The 18,958-nt window shown below is 61.9% G+C and carries 17 protein-coding genes and 3 pseudogenes; 13 read left to right on the forward strand and 7 right to left on the reverse strand.

The features are described 5' to 3' along the window. Positions 1-354 precede the first annotated feature (354 nt). A pseudogene (gene istA, locus FIU83_RS07460) lies at positions 355-1,109 on the forward strand (IS21 family transposase); the annotation flags it as partial. A gap of 98 nt (positions 1,110-1,207) precedes the next feature. Continuing rightward, a pseudogene (locus tag FIU83_RS17440) lies at positions 1,208-1,402 on the forward strand (transposase); the annotation flags it as partial. A gap of 42 nt (positions 1,403-1,444) precedes the next feature. Here the strand turns inward: FIU83_RS17440 and FIU83_RS07470 are convergent. Continuing rightward, a complete protein-coding gene (locus FIU83_RS07470) occupies positions 1,445-2,647 on the reverse strand; it encodes an ISL3 family transposase (RefSeq protein ID WP_152483471.1) in 1,203 nt (400 codons plus the stop codon). Between the two features lie 147 nt (positions 2,648-2,794). Between FIU83_RS07470 and FIU83_RS07475 the strand changes: the two are divergent. Then, positions 2,795-3,559 (forward strand): annotated as a pseudogene (locus tag FIU83_RS07475) (IS3 family transposase); the annotation flags it as partial. A 92-nt stretch (positions 3,560-3,651) separates the two neighbouring features. Next, the gene (locus FIU83_RS07480; protein ID WP_152483473.1) at positions 3,652-3,882 is read left to right on the forward strand and encodes a hypothetical protein; all 231 of its coding nucleotides are present in this window, start codon (positions 3,652-3,654) and stop codon (positions 3,880-3,882) included. Positions 3,883-4,106: 224 nt separating this feature from the next. Here FIU83_RS07480 and FIU83_RS07485 read toward each other — a convergent pair whose 3' ends face one another. Continuing rightward, a complete protein-coding gene (locus FIU83_RS07485) occupies positions 4,107-5,792 on the reverse strand; it encodes an O-antigen ligase (protein WP_152483474.1) in 1,686 nt (561 codons plus the stop codon). Between the two features lie 163 nt (positions 5,793-5,955). On the opposite strand from FIU83_RS07485, the gene cysQ reads away from it, so the two are divergent. After that, entirely contained in the window at positions 5,956-6,810 is an 855-nt protein-coding gene (cysQ, locus tag FIU83_RS07490) for a 3'(2'),5'-bisphosphate nucleotidase CysQ (protein WP_152483475.1), read from the forward strand. 201 nt (positions 6,811-7,011) lie between these two features. Here cysQ and FIU83_RS07495 read toward each other — a convergent pair whose 3' ends face one another. After that, positions 7,012-7,416, reverse strand: a complete 405-nt coding sequence (locus FIU83_RS07495; RefSeq protein WP_152483476.1) for a hypothetical protein — start codon at positions 7,414-7,416, stop codon at positions 7,012-7,014. 20 nt (positions 7,417-7,436) lie between these two features. Here FIU83_RS07495 and FIU83_RS17445 point away from each other — a divergent pair, with 20 nt between their 5' ends. Genes FIU83_RS17445 through FIU83_RS07505 form a run of 3 tightly spaced genes read left to right on the forward strand, consistent with a single transcriptional unit; the run spans position 7,437 to position 9,484 of the window. Continuing rightward, complete coding sequence (locus FIU83_RS17445; RefSeq protein WP_172976048.1) at positions 7,437-7,607, forward strand: hypothetical protein; 171 nt, start codon at positions 7,437-7,439, stop codon at positions 7,605-7,607. Then, entirely contained in the window at positions 7,600-8,145 is a 546-nt protein-coding gene (locus tag FIU83_RS07500; protein WP_152483477.1) for a prepilin-type N-terminal cleavage/methylation domain-containing protein, read from the forward strand. Before FIU83_RS17445 ends, FIU83_RS07500 begins: the two co-directional genes overlap by 8 nt. A 7-nt stretch (positions 8,146-8,152) precedes the next feature. Beyond that, a complete protein-coding gene (locus tag FIU83_RS07505; RefSeq protein ID WP_152483478.1) occupies positions 8,153-9,484 on the forward strand; it encodes a PilX N-terminal domain-containing pilus assembly protein in 1,332 nt (443 codons plus the stop codon). Positions 9,485-9,501: 17 nt separating this feature from the next. On the opposite strand, the gene FIU83_RS07510 is transcribed toward FIU83_RS07505, so the two are convergent. From FIU83_RS07510 to FIU83_RS07525, 4 genes are read right to left on the reverse strand one after another with little or no spacing between them, the layout of a single operon-like run. Then, complete coding sequence (locus FIU83_RS07510) at positions 9,502-10,680, reverse strand: hypothetical protein (protein ID WP_152483479.1); 1,179 nt, start codon at positions 10,678-10,680, stop codon at positions 9,502-9,504. Next, complete coding sequence (locus FIU83_RS07515; RefSeq protein ID WP_152483480.1) at positions 10,677-11,456, reverse strand: hypothetical protein; 780 nt, start codon at positions 11,454-11,456, stop codon at positions 10,677-10,679. Before FIU83_RS07515 ends, FIU83_RS07510 begins: the two co-directional genes overlap by 4 nt. Continuing rightward, the gene (locus FIU83_RS07520; RefSeq protein ID WP_152483481.1) at positions 11,453-12,097 is read right to left on the reverse strand and encodes a hypothetical protein; all 645 of its coding nucleotides are present in this window, start codon (positions 12,095-12,097) and stop codon (positions 11,453-11,455) included. Before FIU83_RS07520 ends, FIU83_RS07515 begins: the two co-directional genes overlap by 4 nt. 40 nt (positions 12,098-12,137) lie before the next feature. After that, positions 12,138-12,947 (reverse strand): hypothetical protein, encoded by an 810-nt coding sequence (locus tag FIU83_RS07525; protein WP_152483482.1) that lies wholly within the window; start codon positions 12,945-12,947, stop codon positions 12,138-12,140. Between the two features lie 210 nt (positions 12,948-13,157). Here FIU83_RS07525 and FIU83_RS07530 point away from each other — a divergent pair, with 210 nt between their 5' ends. The 5 genes from FIU83_RS07530 (at position 13,158) to FIU83_RS07550 (ending at position 18,958) form a co-directional block, all read left to right on the forward strand. Further along, a complete protein-coding gene (locus tag FIU83_RS07530; RefSeq protein WP_253939562.1) occupies positions 13,158-14,594 on the forward strand; it encodes an MBL fold metallo-hydrolase RNA specificity domain-containing protein in 1,437 nt (478 codons plus the stop codon). 117 nt (positions 14,595-14,711) lie between these two features. Beyond that, entirely contained in the window at positions 14,712-15,161 is a 450-nt protein-coding gene (locus FIU83_RS07535; RefSeq protein WP_152483483.1) for a low molecular weight protein-tyrosine-phosphatase, read from the forward strand. Positions 15,162-15,580: 419 nt separating this feature from the next. After that, positions 15,581-16,318: a hypothetical protein gene (locus tag FIU83_RS07540; RefSeq protein ID WP_152483484.1), complete on the forward strand. Its 738-nt coding sequence runs from the start codon at positions 15,581-15,583 to the stop codon at positions 16,316-16,318. 370 nt (positions 16,319-16,688) lie between these two features. Continuing rightward, entirely contained in the window at positions 16,689-18,002 is a 1,314-nt protein-coding gene (wbpA, locus tag FIU83_RS07545) for a UDP-N-acetyl-D-glucosamine 6-dehydrogenase (RefSeq protein WP_152483485.1), read from the forward strand. Between the two features lie 8 nt (positions 18,003-18,010). After that, positions 18,011-18,958 carry a Gfo/Idh/MocA family protein gene (locus FIU83_RS07550; protein WP_152483486.1) on the forward strand — a complete coding sequence of 316 codons (948 nt, stop codon included), beginning with the start codon at positions 18,011-18,013 and terminating at the stop codon, positions 18,956-18,958.

Here is an 18,958-nt window from a genome sequence, read left to right on the forward strand (position 1 = left end):
CTCCCTGAAGTCAAGCACCAACACCTGGATACCTCTATCGCCCCACCGCTCGGATCTTTATGTCGGGGCCGAGCGCGGCAGCCCCTACCTCGGCCCGGCGTGCGGCATGGCTTGCACGGCCCATGACTTTCCCGACAAGGCCTGGTGGTTTCTGAATTTCTTCAGAGCCTCTGCCACCTGCACTCCCGCATGCCTCGCATCCAAAGTCCCGAACATGGCGTCAAGCGCATCGTGCCTCTTGGGCGCGCCTGGTGTCGACGCCGGCGCTATAAGTCCGTAAATCATCAAAACAGATTGTCCCCCCGACCCGCATGACCTTTCCTTGCTGGTGACCAAACCTGTAAGGGCCGCGCCATGCTAAGCCGAGAGGACTTTCTCATGATAAAGCAACTTCATCAGCGAGGCGCCCACCTCGTGGACATTGCGCATCAGATCGGCTGTTCCGAGCGAACCGTGCGTCGCCACCTGGCCCGCGATGAGGCACCCAGCGGGCGGCCGGCGAGGCCGCGAGCCAGCAAATTGGATCCCTACAAGACGATCATCGATCAGCTGCTGGCCGACAACGTCTGGAACGCCGAGGTGATCTTCCAGCTGATCCGCGAGCAGGGCTACACCGGCGGTGTCACCATCGTGCGCATTTACATCCAGCCCAAGCGGGCGCTGCGGCCCAGCAAACAGACGGTGCGTTTCGAGACCCAGCCCGGTTTCCAGCTCCAACACGACTGGGGCGAGATCGAACCAGTCGTTGCGGGTCAGCGTTGTAAGGTCAATTTCGCCGTAAACACGCTGGGCTATTCGCGGCGGTTCCATGCCTGGGCGGCCCCGAGCCAGGATGCTGAACATACCTACGAGGCGTTGATACAAGCCTTCCGTCACTTCGGCGGCGTGCCGCGCACGGTGCTGGTCGATAACCAGAAGGCGGCGGTGCTGAAGCATGATCGCGACCGCCGCATCATCTTCAATGACGGCTTCCTGCAACTGCCCAACCACTACGGCTTCGGCCCCAAGGCATGCCGGCCGCAACGCCCGCAGACGAAGGGCAAGTCCGAGCGCATGGGGGCTACGTGAAGCAGCATTTCTTCCAGCGCTACCGGCAGTTCGAGAGCTATGAAGTGGACCCCGGAATTCGGACGAGGCGCTAAGCTCTGATCAGACCGACCAGGAGAGCCTGATCATGAGCGGGAAACGTTGACAGTACAGCAGTGAATTCAAGGCCAAGGTAGACCTCGCCGCCCTCAAGGGCGATCAGACCACGTCGGAGATCGCGGCCCGCTTCGAGATCCATCCGACCATGGTGAGCCAGTGGAAACGCGAGCTGCTGGACAACGCGACTGGCGTCTTTGAGAGCCAGAGTGCCGGCAAGGCCGCCCAGAAGACCCAGGAGGAGATCGACACGCTCTAACGCGAGATCGGCAAGCTGACGGTGGAACGGGATTTTTTGGGTTCATCGCACTTTGCCGGGAAATGCGGCACGGATCTTTAGGAAGAAGTACGCCGTGTCGCGATACCCGTAGGCCATCCGCTTGATGACCTTGATCCGGTTGTTCATGCCCTCCAGCACGCTGGTGTTCAGCCGGTGCCGGGCGCTGGACAGGATCCCTTCGAGGTACGGGGCCAACCGCTTGGCGAAACGTTCCAAGGCCTCGATGCCACTGCTGGTCGCCATGGCATGCCACTCCTGCCAGGCGTTTCGGGCGGTGGCTTCGTCGTCGGCAAACCACAGGGTCTTGAGCTGATCCTTGAGCAGGTACGCCGTGGTCAGTGACGCATTGGCCGCCAGCAGCTCCTCCAGCTTCACCGCCTGCTCGGGCTTGAGATTGTCGGCGTTGCGCAGCAGCAGCCAACGACTGCCCTTGATCACCTTGCGGGCCGCCTTGTCGTCGCGCAGCTGGTTAGCCTGATCGACGCGTACCCGATCCATCACTTCGCGCCCGTACTTGGCCACCACGTGGAAGCGGTCGTAGACCACCTCGGCGTTGGGGCACTGGTCCTTCACCTCACAATCGAAGGCCGAGTTCATGTCCATGGCCACGGCCTCGATCAGCTCTCGTGCCTCGCCCAGCCACGCGAAGAAGGGGCGGATCGCCTCGCGGGAGCGGCCTTCGCCGATCCATACCACCTGCTGAGTGTCGGCGCAGGCGACCACGGTGGCGTAGCGGTGTCCCTTGTGCAGGGCAAACTCGTCCATCATCAGCCGCCGCAAGCGTGTCGGATTCGGTGCCGGCAGGTCGCGTTGCAGGCGCTGCTTGTCGATGGTCTTGACGGTATGCCAGTGCAAGCCGACCAGATCCGCGACATGCCGGATCGGCAGCAACGTGACCAGGCGCTCCACCCACTGGCGCAGTGTGGTGGTGACCGGCGAGCGCCCGGGTAGCCAGTCGATGCGCTCTCGTGTCGGACCACAGGTCGGGCAGCGCAGGCGCCGCACCGGGACATCCAGCTCCACTCGGTAGATCAGCAGCGGCGCCTCGCAGACGCGCCGGCGATGCACGTCATGGACCAGGCAACAGGCGTGGTCACAGCCGCTGCAGACAGGCGGGGTCCGGTCATCGGGCTCCAACTGGAGCCGTAGCGTCTGAGGATCCAGGAACTCGTGGTGGGCGACAGTGAACCCTTTCCAGAACAGGCTGAGCGGGGTAGCATCCATGGCAACGGCGGTGTCCGTAGGCTGACGTTTTGGCGAATATCAGCTTACTCGGATTCACCGCCGTTTCTCTATCCAGCCCTCGCCTCAAGCCCTGCCTGTTTCACGCTGATCTGCGAAGAACCATTTTTTGTCACGCAGGCTCGATCGTTGAGCCGGGCCCAGCGCCTGGCACTGGTCGAGCCGCAGGCGTCCGGCATCAGCCTCCGACGCCAGTGCCAGCTACTCGGTATCAGTCGTTCCTCGATGTACTACCAGCGCAAGGCGCTACGGGCCTATGACCTGGAGCTGATGCGCCTGATCGACGAGGAACACCTGCGAACGCCGGTCTATGGGTCACGACGGATGACGGCCTATCTCAACCGTCTGGGTCACCCGGTGAACCGCAAGCGCGTCCAGCGACTGATGCGCCAGATGGGGCTACAGGCGGTATATCCGAAGCCATGCACCAGCCGGCCGGGCGAGGGTCATCGGATCTATCCCTACCTGCTGCGGGGTCGTGTCATCGACCGCCCCAATCAAGTGTGGGCGACCGATGTGACCCACATCCCCCTGGCACGCGGGTCCATGTACCTGGTGGCCATCATGGACTGGCACAGCCGCCGTGTGCTGGCCTGGCGAGTCTCCAACACCCTGGATGCGGACTTCTGCGTCGATGCCCTGGAGGAGGCCTTGGCGTGCCATGGAGCGCCGGAGATATTCAATACGGATCAAGGCTGTCAGTTCACCAGCCAGGCGTTCACCGAGGTGCTGGAAGCCCATGATATCCGGATCAGCATGGACGGCAAGGGCTGTTACCAAGACAACATCTTCGTGGAACGGCTCTGGCGCAGCGTGAAGTACGAGTGCGTCTACCTGAAGGCCTTCGAGAGTGGCGCCCACTTGCGAAGGGATCTGAAGCGTTACTTCGCTTGGTAAAACAAGGATCGGCCCCACCAGGGGCTGGACGATGCCACACCCGATGAGGTGTACTTCCCTCAACCACTGCCCCAGGCGGCCTGACGCCGATGATGACCCGATCCGAGCTTGACCTGTCAGGTGGTTCAAAGGATGGGGTCCACTTCAGTTCGCAGGAACCGGTCCACTTCGCCGTCCCTGGATATGGCAAGGCCGCCATCACGATCTTTAGCGCTTTCCTGGCGGAGCATGCCGGCGAGCCGGATAACGAGATCGAGGTGGTGTGCGACGTGTCTCAGGCCTTTCTGAACGGAGTTGCCGAGTACTTTCCCAAGGCCTAGGTTAAATTCGACCGGTTTCGTATGGTGTAAACCCTACCAAGGTGCTGGTTCTACGGGCTGACCAGCGCTGGGCTAGAAGACATAGATGATCTGTTCCAAGCGGCCCGACCACATGCGTGCGGCTACCGTACGAGGCTTTCTTCATCGCGATGATCTAACTCATCGGCAACCCTGTGGGGCGCCTGATGAATTTGGCAAAAATCCACATGATGTTGCGAAGAACCTTAATTTCCCATTTTTCCTGGGTATATATACTCCCCGACAAGCTCAGTTCTTCTAAGCTTTTCTTTGTCATTGATAAATCTATAGGATTCCGTGAGTTTTTTTAATATAACATAATAGGGTCTCTGCGAGAACTCCTCTTCAAGTTCGTTTGCAAAGTTTTTTGCCTCTCTTTTGTTCTTGCTTGATATTGAATTGTTTAGATTCAGAAGAATGTTGGTTCTATTTATTAAGGAGGGGGTTCCAAGCGGGTTTATTATACCTCTGGTATCATAGACTGCACCTTCAGATGTTGCATTCGTGGCAAAGACGTGAATAGCTTGAAGGTGTGTTCCCATGAAAACTAATAATAGTGGCATAGCGAAGAGAGCTCCCACTCGAACTCCAAAGGTATAATGGTTCTTTATCTTTTGGGTAGACCATCTAATGCTCGCTGCCATGCCAACTAACAGGATGAATACCAGCCAGTGAGCCTGACTGTGGTAGAAAGGCAGCTCAGTCAGGCTGTGAAGGGCTAAAGGTAACAGAAGGGCGGTGAAAAGAAGGCTTCCACCTGTCCGGCCATTTTGCCACAGCCGCCACCCTAGCCACCCAGAAAAAGCGGTGATGGCGACTATCGGCAGCAATCCCCCTTCTATGCCCCAGTAAAGCAATTCATTATGGGGGTGGGTATAGTTCTGCGTGATAATGGGATCTATGATCTCAGGCTGGTTGATAGGCAGAGCCGCGCGCCAGTCGGCAAAGCTGAACAGGAAATCATGCTGAAAACGTCCATATCCCCAGCCTGTGATTGGTTCTTCGGCGATCATCCGTAGGCTGTGTAGGTAAACAGGAAAACGCTCACCTGCCGAGCTTGCGCTAGACTTAATGGTATTGCTTGTCTCGGCCCAAGGGGTCCACCAGATGATAGCTGCCAGCACACAGCCTATTGCCAGCGCGCCGCCCCAGGCGTTGAAACGCTTACGATCGGAATACCAAAGGTGCGCAAGCACCATGGGCACCGCGATTAACGTTGCCAGCCAGCCAGTACGGGACTGTATGACAAGAATCAGTGCCGGCATGAAAAGCGGGGCAAGGAGTGTCACGCCGCGCTCGAGTCGGCTCTGGCGCGCCTCGTCCAATAGCCAGGCGGAGATCACCAGTCCCGTGACCAGAAAACTGGCCATCACGTTGACCTGCTGGAAGATACCGTAGGGGCGCGATAGGGTGCCGGTATAGTTCAGCCATTGATCTAGCCCCGGCAGATACATTTGGGCATACCCTAAAGCCGTTTCCATCAGCGCCCCTAGCAGGATGGCCATGCCCAGCCACCACCAGTCGCGACGAGTTAGCTGCAGCTGGGCCAGCCCCAGCAGCAGGATGGCTCCGGCGGTCACAGTGAGCATGCGAGGAAGGGCGATCAGCGAGGCTTCATTCCAGCTCCAGATAAACGGCAGCCACAGCGCCAGCAGCAATAACCCCAGCCCCTTATGGAAGGCGCTGTAGCGAATCACCCCCCGAGTGGCGGGCCACATGGAGAGCGCCATCATCACGCCAAAGCCCATCCAAACCGTGGCATTAAAGGGTAGACGCAGGCCTGAACCGCCCAGGTTGGCGAATGATACGTGCATCAACACGGTGAAGGTGAAGATTGCTGTGCCGATAAACCAGCGGATCAGGCGACGGTTGGGGGCGGTTTCGGTGGTCATGGCTGTCCCTGCGGCCCAAGGGGCTGAGAATTCTCATGTCCGATTCGTATCGGAATGTAACCCTGCTAGTGTCGCGGGGCGGGTAGGCGATGTAAAGCGCCGAAGCCCTGGCATGAAAGTTTTAGCTGAGATGAAGATAATGAGCTTTACAGGGGGAGCCGCCATGACATTGGACCGCGACACCATCGAAAGACTGATCGCCGGGGTGGAAGCCGCTGGCCGCGAAGTGATGGCGATCTACCGCCGTAGCTTCGCCGTAGAGCAGAAGGCCGATGAGAGTCCGCTGACCGAGGCGGACATGGCCGCCCACCACGCCCTGGTGGCGCTGCTCGAGCGCGAGACACCGGGCCTCCCTGTGTTATCGGAAGAGTCCGGCGAGATCTCTTTCACTACCCGCCAGGGGTGGGCGCGCTACTGGTTGGTCGATCCGCTGGACGGTACCCGGGAATTCATCGCCGCCAACGGTGAGTTTACCCTCAACCTGGCGCTGGTTGAGGAAGGCGTGCCGGTGTTCGGCATCGTGCATGCCCCGGCACTGCCCGGTGGCGCAGTGACCTGGTGGGGGGAGATAGGGCAGGGTGCCTTCCGAAGTGGAGGTGCAGAAGAGCAGGAACGGCCGATCCGCGTGCGTGAGTTGCCCGACCCCGACTGCGAGCCCTGGCAGGTGGTGGGCAGCCGTCGCAACGGCAAAGGAGCGTATGAGGTCTTCTGCCAGGCACTGCCCGCCCACAACACGCGATCGATCGGCAGTTCGCTGAAATTCTGCCTGATCGCCGAGGGCCTGGCCGACCTCTATCCGCGCCTGGCACCCACCTGCGAGTGGGACACGGCCGCGGCCCAGGCCATTGTGACCGCCGCCGGCGGCCAGGTGCTGAAGGCGAGCACACTTGAGCCGCTGCGTTGCAATCGGCGCGAGAGCCTTCTAAATCCCGCCTTTATCGCCTGTGGGCAGCGCGATCCGCGCTGGCAGCGGGCGCTGATCGTGGCGCTCAGTAACCATTCCGAGCGGCGCGAATAAGCAATGCAGGCCGCAAGGGGGAATCAGTAGATCGCGTCTTCCTGGCGTCTTCGTGATCTGGCGGCAGGCCCAGCCCGCTTGGCCGCCTGCCGGGCTCGGTTTCGCGCGATGGCGTCGCGTATATCCTTCTCCGGGTCTTCCAGGGCATTCGCCGAGCGAAAGCTCGCCTTGCCGCTGAGCCCCCCCGAGGCATCGGCGCGCTCACGCACATGTATGACGTCCTCGGTACTTTGCCAGGCGGGCAAGGCGTCGGGCAGGCATGCGAAGACCAGCCGACCCTCCCAGGCCCAGCAGCGTTGCGGCATGCGGGACACGGGACACTTCCCAGGTGCGCCCCTGCCAGTGGGCCTGGTAGATTTCCCCCAGGAGCAGGGCTGGCCAGGGCACCTGGGCGCCGAACAGCTCGCTGTTGAGCACGATGCCGGTGTCACCGATGCGCAGCCCGCCGCGATACTCTCCTCGGGCCAGTTGGCTCTCGGTCTCCTTTCGCGAGAGTTGAGTCTCCAGTTGGCCGCTTTCACAGAGGTGCAGCCTGCTCGTCGTCTCGTCGATCTGTTTGATTACCCAGCAGTGAACGGGTCCCTTGCGCATCCAGCGCGTGATCATGATGTGCCCTCCTTGTCCCAATGTCGGAATGGGACTGGGCCGACAAGTCGAGCTGCAAGATCTCCTTGCAGGTGCACTGGCAGGACGAGCGCTTCGTGGCGGTGGAGCGCGATGCCAAGGGCGAAGAGGTGCGCGTCAGGGAAGACGTCTCCTCGCTGAACTATGTGATCGGGATGCAGACCGATGAATAGCGTTAACGCCTTTGCCGCGCGACAGCGTGGCGCCACCCTGGTGGAGCTGATGGTGGCCCTGGTGCTCGGACTGCTCGTCGTGGCCAGGGCCACTCAGATGTATTCCGGCATGCGCCAGACCTTCGCGCTGGCATCCGACGTCTCGGCCCGTCAGGCAGGGGTGGGCTTCATCACCCAGCAGCTGCTGCGCCACGTACGCACGGCCGAGGCCATCGAGATCGACGGTGAGGCGCTGACGCTGACCATGAATGGAGACCAGGGCGCGACCTACTGCGGCGCCACCCAGACCTCACTGGCGCTGACCTATCGCCGGGACGGAGAGACGCTGCGGGTGGAGCCCGACTGCCCATCGGCGGGGAGCGTGCTGATGACGGGCATCGAAGGCTTCGTGCCTGAGTGGGCCGCGAGCGGCGAGCCCTACGGCGTATCGTTGAGCCTGACACTGGCCGAGACCGATCACCTGCCGGCACGAACGCTGACCTTCCATGCCGTCGGCCGGGAACTGGCCCTGCGCCAGGCCCTGAGTGAAAAGGAGTGACTCTCCGATGATTCTGACGACGCATCACGCCGGGCGACAGGGCGGCATGGCCCTGATCGTCGTGCTCGCCCTGATGGCCGTGGCCTCCGTGATTGCGGTGTCCATGGCCCAGTCCGCACTGCTGGACGAACGCATTGCCGGCAATCAGCGCCTCGGTACCGTAGCGAGAATGGCGGCGGAAACGGCCGCCCTGGGCCAACTCGAGGAGGCGCCGCCCGATCTCGTGCCGTCGGATGCGGCCACCGAACCCGAGGCGGGAACGATCCCCGCCCTATCGGCCCGCTATCAAACGCGCTACGCCAGGGAGGCGTTCCTGAAGGCGCGCTACGCGCTGGAGACCCTGGACAAGGGCATCTACCTGGTGGCGGAAGGGTTCGCCGGCGGCGACAACCCGATATTGCGCACCGTGCTGGTGCGAGTGCGGGCACCACTGGGACTGCCGCCGCTCGAGGCGGTGTTTACCTGTTTCGGCGGGGACTGCGCGGCGAACATCGGCGATCATATCAATGAAAAGGACCATCCGTTACCCGAGACGTTCCAGTGCACGGGGAACGGCAACGACAAGGATAACGGCAACGGTAATAATAGTGGTTGCAAGACCACCGCGGATGATGACGCGCCCGCCATCGAGGATATGAAGCTCTACAATGGCGATTGGCTGACCGAGGAGAGCGACAAGGCCGATCGCAGCGGGGCGGAAGTGCTCGAGGAGTACGCTGGCAAGCGCGGCCCCTGGGAGGACCTGCTGGCCGCGCTGCCAACGTCGGACAGCAGCAATACCTATGACTCGAGCACCAAGAACAACGAGATGGGCATGACGACGCGAGATGAACGCGGTGTCATCTATATCGACGGCGACGTGAAGTTCAATGGCGGCACCGCGACCAGCGGGATCCTGGTCGTGCGTGATGGTGCCGTGCTGTCGGTCAACGGCACGGCCCACCACGAGGGGCTGATCCTCGTCGAGGAGGGCGGCCGCGTGGACCTCTCCAATGGCACCTATGACCTCTATGGCGGCATGGTGATGCTCAAGCCGGATGCACCTGCCGTGAAAGATGCCCCGGTCGAGGAGGAGACTGCTGATCTTCCCCCGGGGCAGGCAAAAAAGCTGGACGATGAGCGTGAAAGCCCCGGGAGAGGAAGAAGCGATCGAGACAAGGCTGAAAAGCCGGCCAAGGATAAGAAGAACAAGGAACCGGCCGACCTGGTGCTGAACGGCAGTATCCGCTTTGCCTGGAGCAGCAAGGCCTGGGAGGCGCTCGATGACCTCTACGGCGGTGGCACGATCAACGGCGGCGCCATCTCCTGGCGCGAGGTGCCACAGCGTTCGGCAGCGTGACGTCGGGGATGCTTCGTTCAAGGGCCTTCAAGGGTGTCGTCGCCTCGCTTCCTTTGCCTGGCGCGACGGTGAGCCGCCCAGCGCCGCCGGGGTGAGCCACTGTTTCGATGAGTGCCCAGGCGTCGCAGGTGCCGGCTCGTCCAGCCACACAGGCGAGGGTAGAGGCCGTCCAGCAGTCGATGAAACAGTGCGAAGAGCGCGGTCAGCCCCAGCGGCAGGATGGCCTGCATGCTGGGCTCGTTGGCCAGCACGTCCCAGGGGCGGGGCTGCAGGGCGCCGATGCGCGCGCCGAAGCGGCTGATGGCCAGCGAGCGGCCGCTGGCATGGCAGGCCAGGTCGATGCCCGTGCCGTCGCTGGCGGCGCCCATAACCGAGAAGGTGCAGGTGAAGGCCGCCATGGCTTCCCCAAGGCCTTCGTCGGTGGGCGTGTCGAGCGATGCCCGTTGCTTCAGCACGCGCACTTCATCGCCCAGGCGCAGCGGCACCGCCATCACGGTGTAAAGCAGGTCGGACCCGAGCCGCCTGCCGACCACCGAGACCTCGCCGGCACGCAGCAGCGGCGGTGAGGCGGGCTCCGAGGGGGAGTACGCATCGCCCCCGATGGCGCCCAGGCCCTGAAGCGTGCCGTTCAACGGCTGCTCGGTCAGCGCCACCCGCAGCTCCAGGTAGCGGCTCGCCTGCCTGTCGTCACCTGAAAGGGGCTTGAGCACCGCCGCGGGGAGAGCCTGGTCGATATCGGCTGGAGCATTTGGTGCTGTGGCGATATGGATCGACAGCGGCCCACTTCCCAGGCGCGTCAGGCTGACTCGGGCGTGAGGGCCCACCTCCACGTATCCGGTAAAGGGTTGCCAGGCTCGTGGCGCGAGGTCCGCGGGCAGCGCGATGAACGATGCCGCCTCGGCGCTGGCCACTGCCGCCTGAAGCGGGGACTCCTGCCGTGCCCGGGCGTTTTCCAAGTACCAGCCCGTGCCGGTCATCTGGTCGGTGGTCAGCGTGAGCACTTCGCTCTTGGCTTGGACGTGGAAGGTATAGGGACGCTCGATGACTTCCGAGCCCGCCTCCAGGAGCAGCGGGATGGACCCGGCGGTGAGCACCAGCGCCAGGAGGGTCTGGCCGAGGGGCCGTCCTTCCCAGATGCCGGACAGCAGTGCGGCCTGTGCCCCGCGGGTCCTGGCGTGTCGCGGCGTTTCGGTCATGGCGCCAGCGGCACGGGAATCGTTCTGGCCGGACTGGGGCCGCGCATGCGCACCAGCTGCGCTTCGTTCAGCCGCGGAGTGCCCGCCTCTTGCAGTCGGGCGAGGTCCACCCGGCAGATGGTGTCGAAGGCAATACGCTGGGTGGCATCGATGTCGTCGCACTCGACGGCCAGGTGCCTTGGTGGTCCCTCTTCGCCGGGTCGATCCACGGGGACCGCGAACAGCGTACGCATGCGGCTGCTGTTGACTATCACGTTCAGGATGCCGGTCTCTCCCTGGTCGGCCCAGGCGACGGGGAGGATCTGGGAGGCCGTCTCGGCGGTGGTGCAGGCCGACTTGATCTCGGCGAGCACGGCGAGCCGGTGAGGTGGCGGGGTCTCCTGGTAGCGGGAGTAGTAATCCTCGTGTTGTGACGCGAAGGTGACGTTGATGGGTCGTGCATCGGACGGCGAGACCAGCGTATCCAGCGACGCTTCAAGCAGACCGGTATAGAGGCCGTCTCGGGAGCTGAGGGTGATGCACAGCTGCTGGTTCTGCGTCTCGAGACCTTCGGGTAGCCAGACGTGCAGCCGCTGTTCGCCCCCCTGGCGATTCGGGTGGCCCTCGGGATCAAGCATCACCCCTACCAGGGCGCGCCCGGAAACGGTCACCGCCGGGGAGTAGCCCTCACTGAGCACCGTGGCCGGCAGGGTGATCTCGCCTGCCGGCTGTGCCAGCGCCTGGGAGGCGAGCAGCAGCCAGGCCGTGGCCCAGGCGGCGAGTCGTCGTGTCGTCATGACAGACGGATCCGGAAGGGCAGGGAGGCGCTGTCGCCATTGGCACTCTCTTCGCGCGCATACCGGCCACCGATGGCGCAGCGCAGGGCACCGGAGAGATCGACGCCGCTGACCTGGCTCAGCGCGAGGCTGCAGTTGTAGCCGGACCATGACATGTCGATGATCCAGCCTCCCCGGACGAGTTGGCCAACGAATTTTCCATACGCATTGGCACCGCTGAAGCTACCGCTGAGTTCGTCCGTGGCCTGGTCGATCCTCAGCTCGCTGAGCGTCAATTCCCGCCAGACCTGATAGGTGAAGGCCTGTGCCTGGGTGGGTTCCCCGGGCTCGATGAGCTCCACGCTGAGCAGTTCGCGATCCTCGAACAGCTGGCGAAGCCCGGCGGTCTCGAGGCGCTCGTCGTCGCTGCTGAAGGCCGACTCCAGGGCCATGCTGCGCAGCACCGAGTCATCGGACTTCATCACCTCCTCGAACACCGCCAGGCGAACCGAGGCGCTCTCGTCGGCCAGCAGGGTCCGCACCTGGTCCAGCATGCCGGCGCGCTCCTTGGCCGCTTCCAGCTGGTCCATGTCCATGGCCATGGCCGGTGCGGCCCCCAGGGCCAGCAGCAGGGCGATCGCCCTTGTCCATTGATGCTTCATGGTGCCTCTCCCTGTGTTGAACTCCTCGGTGGCGGAAACGTCAGCGTGTCGTGGTATCTGCCTTGCGCACGAAGCCCTCCGGCGTGCGGTACCAGGGAAGGCCCACGACCTTCCCGTTCAGCTCGATGCGCTCCCCGACGGAGAGCGAACGGTGTGCCGGTGACCAGGGGCTGGGCGCTTCTCGAACATCGGTGCGAGTGGTGATGACGGCACTGCCCTTGAAGGGTTCGATCGGCAGATCGGAGGGCGGGAGCCGGTGGATGCCCGGGATGGTGAAAAAGTCCTTGATCCGGTCGTTGAGGGCATCCTGGCGATAGGCGCGAATCAGGCCCGCCTCGGTATCGAGCACCATGCCGACCGGCTGGCCCTCGAGCATCAGCTGGGAACCGCTCATGCCCTTGAAGGCCTCGGCATCGGGGGAGAGGGGCCTGACCTCGATGTAGCGCGGGGCCAAGGACGCGAACCGCACGCCGAAGGCCTCGATGCCTCCGGTTTCCCGCACGCGCAGAATGACGCCCTGGCGCCCCTGGGTCACGGCGTCCTGCAGCGTCGAACCGAGCGACTCGGCGCGTGGCCAGCCCATGCCGCAGGGCAGGCGCCCGCTGGCATCGACGCGAATCACGGCGATATCGTCGCCCAGGTCGGTGACTAGCTCCGCCGGGGCTCTGACGCGATTCGTCGTGACGATCTCAAGCCCCAGGCCTACGCCCACGACATGCTTGGGGGTCACGGCGAAGCATTCGCCACTGCGGGCGCGAAGAACGCCTTGGCCGTATTCGAGGCCTGCCACCAGCACGGGGTCGGCCAACGCCGGCCATCCGAAGGCCATCATCAGCCCGCCGAGCACCATTCGCTGAAGTGCCTTGCGCATCCTGGCCGTCCCGGTTTCGGTTTTCCTCCAAGCGTAGACGACGAAACGAAGGCTGGTGCATCGGGGGCAGCCCCCCATGATCCTTGGCTGACCTACACTGTGGCAGCAAGGAAAGGCAGGAACGAGTGGTTAGGAACGAGTGGGTAGGAACGAGTGGGCAGGAAAAAACGGGCAGGGAGGCCTCTTCGCATGCACCCATCCATCATGCACTCGCCGCGGATCGTTCATCACGGCGCCGCCGAGGGCGTGACCGGCAGCTGTCACCGCCTGCAAGTCAGCGACGATCGCGCCCTGCTGGTCGACTGCGGCCTCTTCCAGGGACAGGACGCCGACCACCTCGATAGCCTCGATCAGCACCGGGTTAACTTCCCTGTCGACGACGTGCTGGCGCTGGTGGTCACCCACGTGCATATCGACCATATCGGCCGGCTGCCCTATCTGCTGGCCGCGGGGTACGAGGGCGCGATCCTCTGCTCGGTGCCCAGTGCACAGCTGCTGCCAATGGTGATCGAAGATGCCCTGAAGATCGGCTTCACTCGCGATCGCGAGCTGATCGAGCGCTTCCTGGCCGAGGTGGAAAAGCGCTTGATGCCGCTGGACTACCGGCAGTGGCAAACCGTGATCGACGATGCGCGCCACCGGGTGCGCGTCAAGCTCCAGCGCGCCGGGCATATCCTCGGCTCGGCCTATGTAGAGGTCGACACGCTTGATTGTGCCACCGGCGAGCGCCATCGCACGGTGTTCTCCGGTGATCTAGGGGCGCCCTATGCACCACTGCTGCCGGCACCGCGGGCGCCGTATCGCGCCGACACCCTGGTGATCGAGAGCACCTATGGTGATCGCTGCCATGAGGGACGGCAGGCTCGTCGGGAACGTCTCAAGGGGGCCATCGACCGTGCACTCGTGAATGCCGGCAGCGTGGTGATTCCCGCTTTCAGCATCGGTCGCACCCAGGAGCTGCTTTACGAGCTCGAGGGGCTGATCCATGGCGCCAAGGAGGCGCGCTGGCGCGAGCTCGAGATCATCGTCGACTCGCCGCTGGCCGCGCGCTTCACCGAAGTCTACTGCCAACTCAGGCCCTGGTGGGATGCCGAGGCGCATCGGCGACTGCGCGGTGGCCGTCATCCGCTGAGCTTCGAGAACCTCTATACCGTGGCGAGCCACGAAGAGCACGAGCAGACAGTGGACTATCTCGCGCGTAGCCATCGACCGGCGGTGGTGATCGCCGCCAGCGGCATGGTCACGGGCGGGCGGGTGGTCAACTACCTGAAGCGCATGCTCGGCGATCCGCGCCACGCCGTGGTGTTTATCGGCTATCAGGGCGCCGGCACTCCGGGCCGCGACCTCCAGCGCTATGGACCGCGCGGCGGTTGGGTGAATCTCGATGGGGAGCGGCTCGATATACGGGCCCATATCGAGACCGTGGGGGGCTACTCGGCCCACGCCGACCAGCAGAACCTGCTCGACTTCATCCGCCGCATGCGTCATCCGCCCCGCCAGGTGCGCCTCGTCCACGGCGAGCGCGACGCACAGCTCGCCTTCAAGGCCCGTATCGAGCAGTGGGCGAGGGAGGCAGGGCGGCAGGTTGAGGTGAGCCTGGGGGCCGATCACCAGGCGCAGTGGTGAGCAGGAACGTAATGTGGGGTTGTGGGGGCCGTGCTTGCACGGCGATTTGTGGCACTCTGTAATCTCGCATGGAGCCGCCATTAGCTCGTTGGAAGTTGGCAAATAGGAAACCCCGTAATGTTCCACCGCATCCTTGTCGTCTGCACCGGCAACATCTGTCGTAGCCCTGTCGCAGCGGCCATGCTCGCTCGTGCGTTGCCGAATCACAGGGTAGAATCCGCCGGCCTAGGCGCGCTGGTGGGGCGCGGTGTCGAACCGACAGCCAGAGCCCTGGCCGAGGCCGCCGGTCTGGACCTCGCCGGCCACCGGGCTCGCCAGCTTAGCGCCGCGATGGTGCGGGATGCTGATCTCGTACTGGTGATGAGCGAAGGCCAGCGTCAGGCGGTGGCCGACCTGGTGCCCGAGGCGCTGGGCAAGACGCTGCTACTAGGGCGATGGCTGGAGGCGGGGCAAGGAAGGGACATTCCTGATCCCTACCGGCAAGCCCCTGCCGTGTTCGATGCGGTGCACCGGCTGCTGTGCGAAGCCTGTGAAGCCTGGGCGGCTCGGCTGGTCGCCTGCTCCTGATAGTTGTAGTAGGGCAGCTTGTCTTGTAATAAGCCTCTCGCATTAGGTGGACGCACCACGGCTGCTTAGCTCGCCGGGGGCGAGGCTCCGGCTTTAAACCCACCTCTGCGGTCAGGCTTTCTCGACGCGCCCCTCGTTCTTAACACCTTGATGATTCACAGGAATGGTGATTTGCACAGGCGGATGGAGCCTGGCCGGCGAGTCACGTAGAATGCCTGTTCGTTTAGATCCGCATACAGGTTGCAGGACGCAAGCCTGCCGTTGACTACAGGCGGCCTTGATGAGCCCTACACGCTGGGCTCGCCCAGCCATAGTAGGCGGTTGCGTCCGGCACGTTGATCACTAAGGGCATGGGAATGCGTCCGGTAAATCCCTGGGCGGTAGCGTGCCTACGAGTTGGCTGAGGGTAGCTCCAGAACATGAACGAATCACCAAATGTCCAGGCATCGCGCTATGCTGCTGATGACGAAATCTCGTTGGTTGACCTGGCCAAAATTCTGATCCGGCGCTGGAAATTGATGACGGTTGTGTTTTGCCTAGTGGTCGCTACGGGAATGGGATATGCCTGGATCACACTACAGACAAGTCCAGAGCCCCGTAATGCCTATACAACGTTATTCTCAGTAGGCTATAAGACGCCGACGGTATTCATCGAACCCTTGGGTGCCGTAACCACGCAACTTGAAGATGCCTTTATTCCTGCTGCGCGACGTAAGCTTGAATCAGATCTTCCGGTGCAGGTGAATTACGAAGAACGCCGTAACATCAACGAGGATGGCAGCAATGTTATCCGTCTGGTAACGACCTTACCCGCTGATTCCCCACGGGAGCCAGTCGCGGCTCTTCACGAAAGTGCACTTTCCTCTGTAATTGAGCGTCATGATCAGATTTATGCTGCCCTTGTGCAACAGTCTGGCTCATGGGGGGAGGGAGATCAGGACAATGATGGCAGGCTTTTCGTTCCCAGCGAAGTGACCAGTCTTGCCCAGCTGACCTTTGTAAAGGAAAGTACTGATAATAACTCAGCGATCTTGATTATCAGTCTTAGTGTGTTATTGGGCGGAATGCTTGCTTTGATGGCTGCATTCTTCGCTCAATTTATTGCTGCGGTGAAAAAAAGTTTCAACGAAGACGCTTGCAATGACGAAAACATTTAGCCTCTAGACTTGCACGCTATGGAAGATCTTTTCGATAACCGCCGCATATCGGTGGTGGTGAATAAAATCACAGGGTTACAGATGACGCCTCACGGAAATGTGAGGCTTTTTCTTAGTTTTGTGGCGGTAGCGACGATATACGAAAGATCACAAAAATGTGATCCTCAAAGGACAGTTTCTCACATTTTGTGAGCTTTTGCCGACCTGGGTATCTTAGATACTGTATTTGAAAAGTGGGTTTTACGAGTTTTTTGATCACCGATAAAGGTGCCCCTTGCTTGAATGTAGTGCGCGCGAAACCAGTAAACGCAATTTACTTCTAGGTCCTCTGCGGTAGCCAATAATTTCGTTAGATGATAGGAAGCACTTGATGTCGAATACGAAGTCCATGCTCATTAATAAGCTGGTGTCCAAAGAGGTCGTCATCGGAATCGTCGGCCTGGGCTATGTCGGTTTGCCCTTGATGCTGCGTTATAACGATATTGGATTCCGCGTGCTGGGGATCGATATCGATCAGCAGAAAGTCGACAAGCTTAACGCCGGCCAGAGCTATATCGAGCACATCGCGTCCGAGAAGGTGGCCAGGGCGACGAAGTCCGGCTTCGAGGCTACCGCCGACTTCAGCCGTGTGGCTGAAGCCGATGCGGTTATCTTGTGTGTGCCTACGCCGCTCAACAAGTACCGCGAGCCGGACATGAGCTTCGTGATCAACACTATCGATGCGCTCAAGCCCTACCTGCGAAAAGGCCAGGTGGTGTCGCTGGAGAGCACCACCTACCCGGGAACCACCGAGGAAGAGCTGCTGCCTCGGGTTCAGGAAGGTGGACTGGTGGTGGGCGAGAATATATTCCTCGTCTATTCGCCCGAGCGAGAAGATCCAGGCAACCCGGACTTCGAGACTCGCACCATTCCCAAGGTGGTTGGCGGGCATACCCCGGCCTGCCGTGAGGTGGGTATGGCGCTGTACGAACCTGCTATCGACCGGCTGGTACCGGTCAGCTCGACCAAGGCCGCCGAGATGACCAAGCTGCTGGAGAACATCCATCGCGCGGTGAACATCGGCCTGGTCAATGAAATGAAGATCGTTGCCGATCGTATGGGGATCGATATCTTCGAGGTGGTTGATGCCGCCGCTACCAAGCCCTTCGGCTTCACGCCCTACTATCCGGGGCCGGGCCTGGGGGGCCACTGTATCCCCATCGATCCCTTCTACCTGACTTGGAAGGCCCGGGAATACGGCCTGCATACCCGCTTCATTGAGCTCTCCGGCGAGGTTAACCGCGCCATGCCGGAGTACGTGCTCGGCAAGCTGATGGATGGCCTGAATGACCATGGCAAGGCACTTAAGGGAAGCCGCGTGTTGGTGCTGGGCATCGCCTATAAGAAGAACGTCGATGATATGCGCGAATCGCCGTCGGTGGAGATCATGGAGCTGATCGAGGCCAAGGGCGCCGAGGTGAACTATAGCGACCCGCATGTGCCGGTCTTCCCCAAGATGCGTGAGCATCACTTTGAGTTGGCGAGCGTGGAGCTGTCGGCGGAGAACCTGACCGCTTTCGATGCCGTGGTGCTGGCGACCGACCATGACCGCTTCGATTTCGAGTTGATCCAGCGGCACGCCAAGCTGATCGTCGACAGCCGCGGCACTTACCGCGAACCCGCCTCCCACATCATCAAGGCCTGAGGAAGAGAATGAAGAACTTTGCCCTGATCGGCGCTGCCGGTTACATCGCCCCCCGCCATATGAAGGCCATCAAGGAAACCGGCCACCATCTGGCCATCGGCTACGACACCAACGACTCGGTCGGTATCATCGATTCCATCTCGCCCCAGAGCGAGTTTTTCACCGAGTTCGAGCGCTTCCAGGAGCACGCCTGGCAACTCAAGCGTAACCCCGAGACAGCCCTGGACTACGTCGCGGTGTGCTCACCCAACTACCTGCACCATGCCCATATCGCCGCCGGCCTGCGCCTGGGGTGCGACGTGATCTGCGAGAAGCCCCTGGTGCCGACCCCCGAGCTGCTGGATGAACTGGCGCTGATCGAGCGGGAGACCGGCCAGCGGGTTTACAACATCTTGCAGCTTCGCCACCATCAGGCGATCCTCGATCTAAAGCAGAAGGTGGAGCAGGAGTCTCGCAGCGACAAGCACGAGGTGGAGTTGACCTACATCACCTCCCGCGGCAAGTGGTACATGGAGAGTTGGAAGGGTGACCCGCGAAAGTCCTTCGGCGTGGCCACCAACATCGGCGTGCACTTCTTCGACATGCTGCACTTCATCTTCGGCAGGCTGCAGAAGAACGTGCTGCATTACGCCAGTAACGACAAGGCTGCTGGCTACCTGGAGTATGAGAAGGCGCGGGTACCCTGGTTCCTCTCCATCGACGCCCGTGACCTGCCGGAGGGCGTGCAGGGCAAGCAGCCCACCTATCGCTCCATCACCGTGGACAGTGACGAGATCGAATTCTCTGGCGGCTTTACCGACCTGCATACTGTAAGCTATCAGGAGATCCTCGCCGGGCGTGGTTACGGTATCGAGGATGCCCGGCACTGCATCGAGACCGTCAATACAATTCGCGACGCTCAGGCTGAGATTCCCGCTGCAGGCGAAGCACACCCCTTCCTCAATAAGCTGGTGTGA

Source organism: Halomonas sp. THAF5a (assembly GCF_009363755.1).
In the GTDB taxonomy this organism is placed as follows: domain Bacteria; phylum Pseudomonadota; class Gammaproteobacteria; order Pseudomonadales; family Halomonadaceae; genus Halomonas.

Coding starts and splice junctions, on each gene's coding strand:
- FIU83_RS07470 (WP_152483471.1), bottom strand. CDS start 2,647: ATGGATGCTACCCCGCTCAGCCTGTTCTGGAAAGGGTTCACTGTCGCC.
- FIU83_RS07480 (WP_152483473.1), top strand. CDS start 3,652: ATGATGACCCGATCCGAGCTTGACCTGTCAGGTGGTTCAAAGGATGGG.
- FIU83_RS07485 (WP_152483474.1), bottom strand. CDS start 5,792: ATGACCACCGAAACCGCCCCCAACCGTCGCCTGATCCGCTGGTTTATC.
- cysQ (WP_152483475.1), top strand. CDS start 5,956: ATGACATTGGACCGCGACACCATCGAAAGACTGATCGCCGGGGTGGAA.
- FIU83_RS07495 (WP_152483476.1), bottom strand. CDS start 7,416: ATGATCACGCGCTGGATGCGCAAGGGACCCGTTCACTGCTGGGTAATC.
- FIU83_RS17445 (WP_172976048.1), top strand. CDS start 7,437: ATGTCGGAATGGGACTGGGCCGACAAGTCGAGCTGCAAGATCTCCTTG.
- FIU83_RS07500 (WP_152483477.1), top strand. CDS start 7,600: ATGAATAGCGTTAACGCCTTTGCCGCGCGACAGCGTGGCGCCACCCTG.
- FIU83_RS07505 (WP_152483478.1), top strand. CDS start 8,153: ATGATTCTGACGACGCATCACGCCGGGCGACAGGGCGGCATGGCCCTG.
- FIU83_RS07510 (WP_152483479.1), bottom strand. CDS start 10,680: ATGACCGAAACGCCGCGACACGCCAGGACCCGCGGGGCACAGGCCGCA.
- FIU83_RS07515 (WP_152483480.1), bottom strand. CDS start 11,456: ATGACGACACGACGACTCGCCGCCTGGGCCACGGCCTGGCTGCTGCTC.
- FIU83_RS07520 (WP_152483481.1), bottom strand. CDS start 12,097: ATGAAGCATCAATGGACAAGGGCGATCGCCCTGCTGCTGGCCCTGGGG.
- FIU83_RS07525 (WP_152483482.1), bottom strand. CDS start 12,947: ATGGTGCTCGGCGGGCTGATGATGGCCTTCGGATGGCCGGCGTTGGCC.
- FIU83_RS07530 (WP_253939562.1), top strand. CDS start 13,158: ATGCACCCATCCATCATGCACTCGCCGCGGATCGTTCATCACGGCGCC.
- FIU83_RS07535 (WP_152483483.1), top strand. CDS start 14,712: ATGTTCCACCGCATCCTTGTCGTCTGCACCGGCAACATCTGTCGTAGC.
- FIU83_RS07540 (WP_152483484.1), top strand. CDS start 15,581: ATGAACGAATCACCAAATGTCCAGGCATCGCGCTATGCTGCTGATGAC.
- wbpA (WP_152483485.1), top strand. CDS start 16,689: ATGTCGAATACGAAGTCCATGCTCATTAATAAGCTGGTGTCCAAAGAG.
- FIU83_RS07550 (WP_152483486.1), top strand. CDS start 18,011: ATGAAGAACTTTGCCCTGATCGGCGCTGCCGGTTACATCGCCCCCCGC.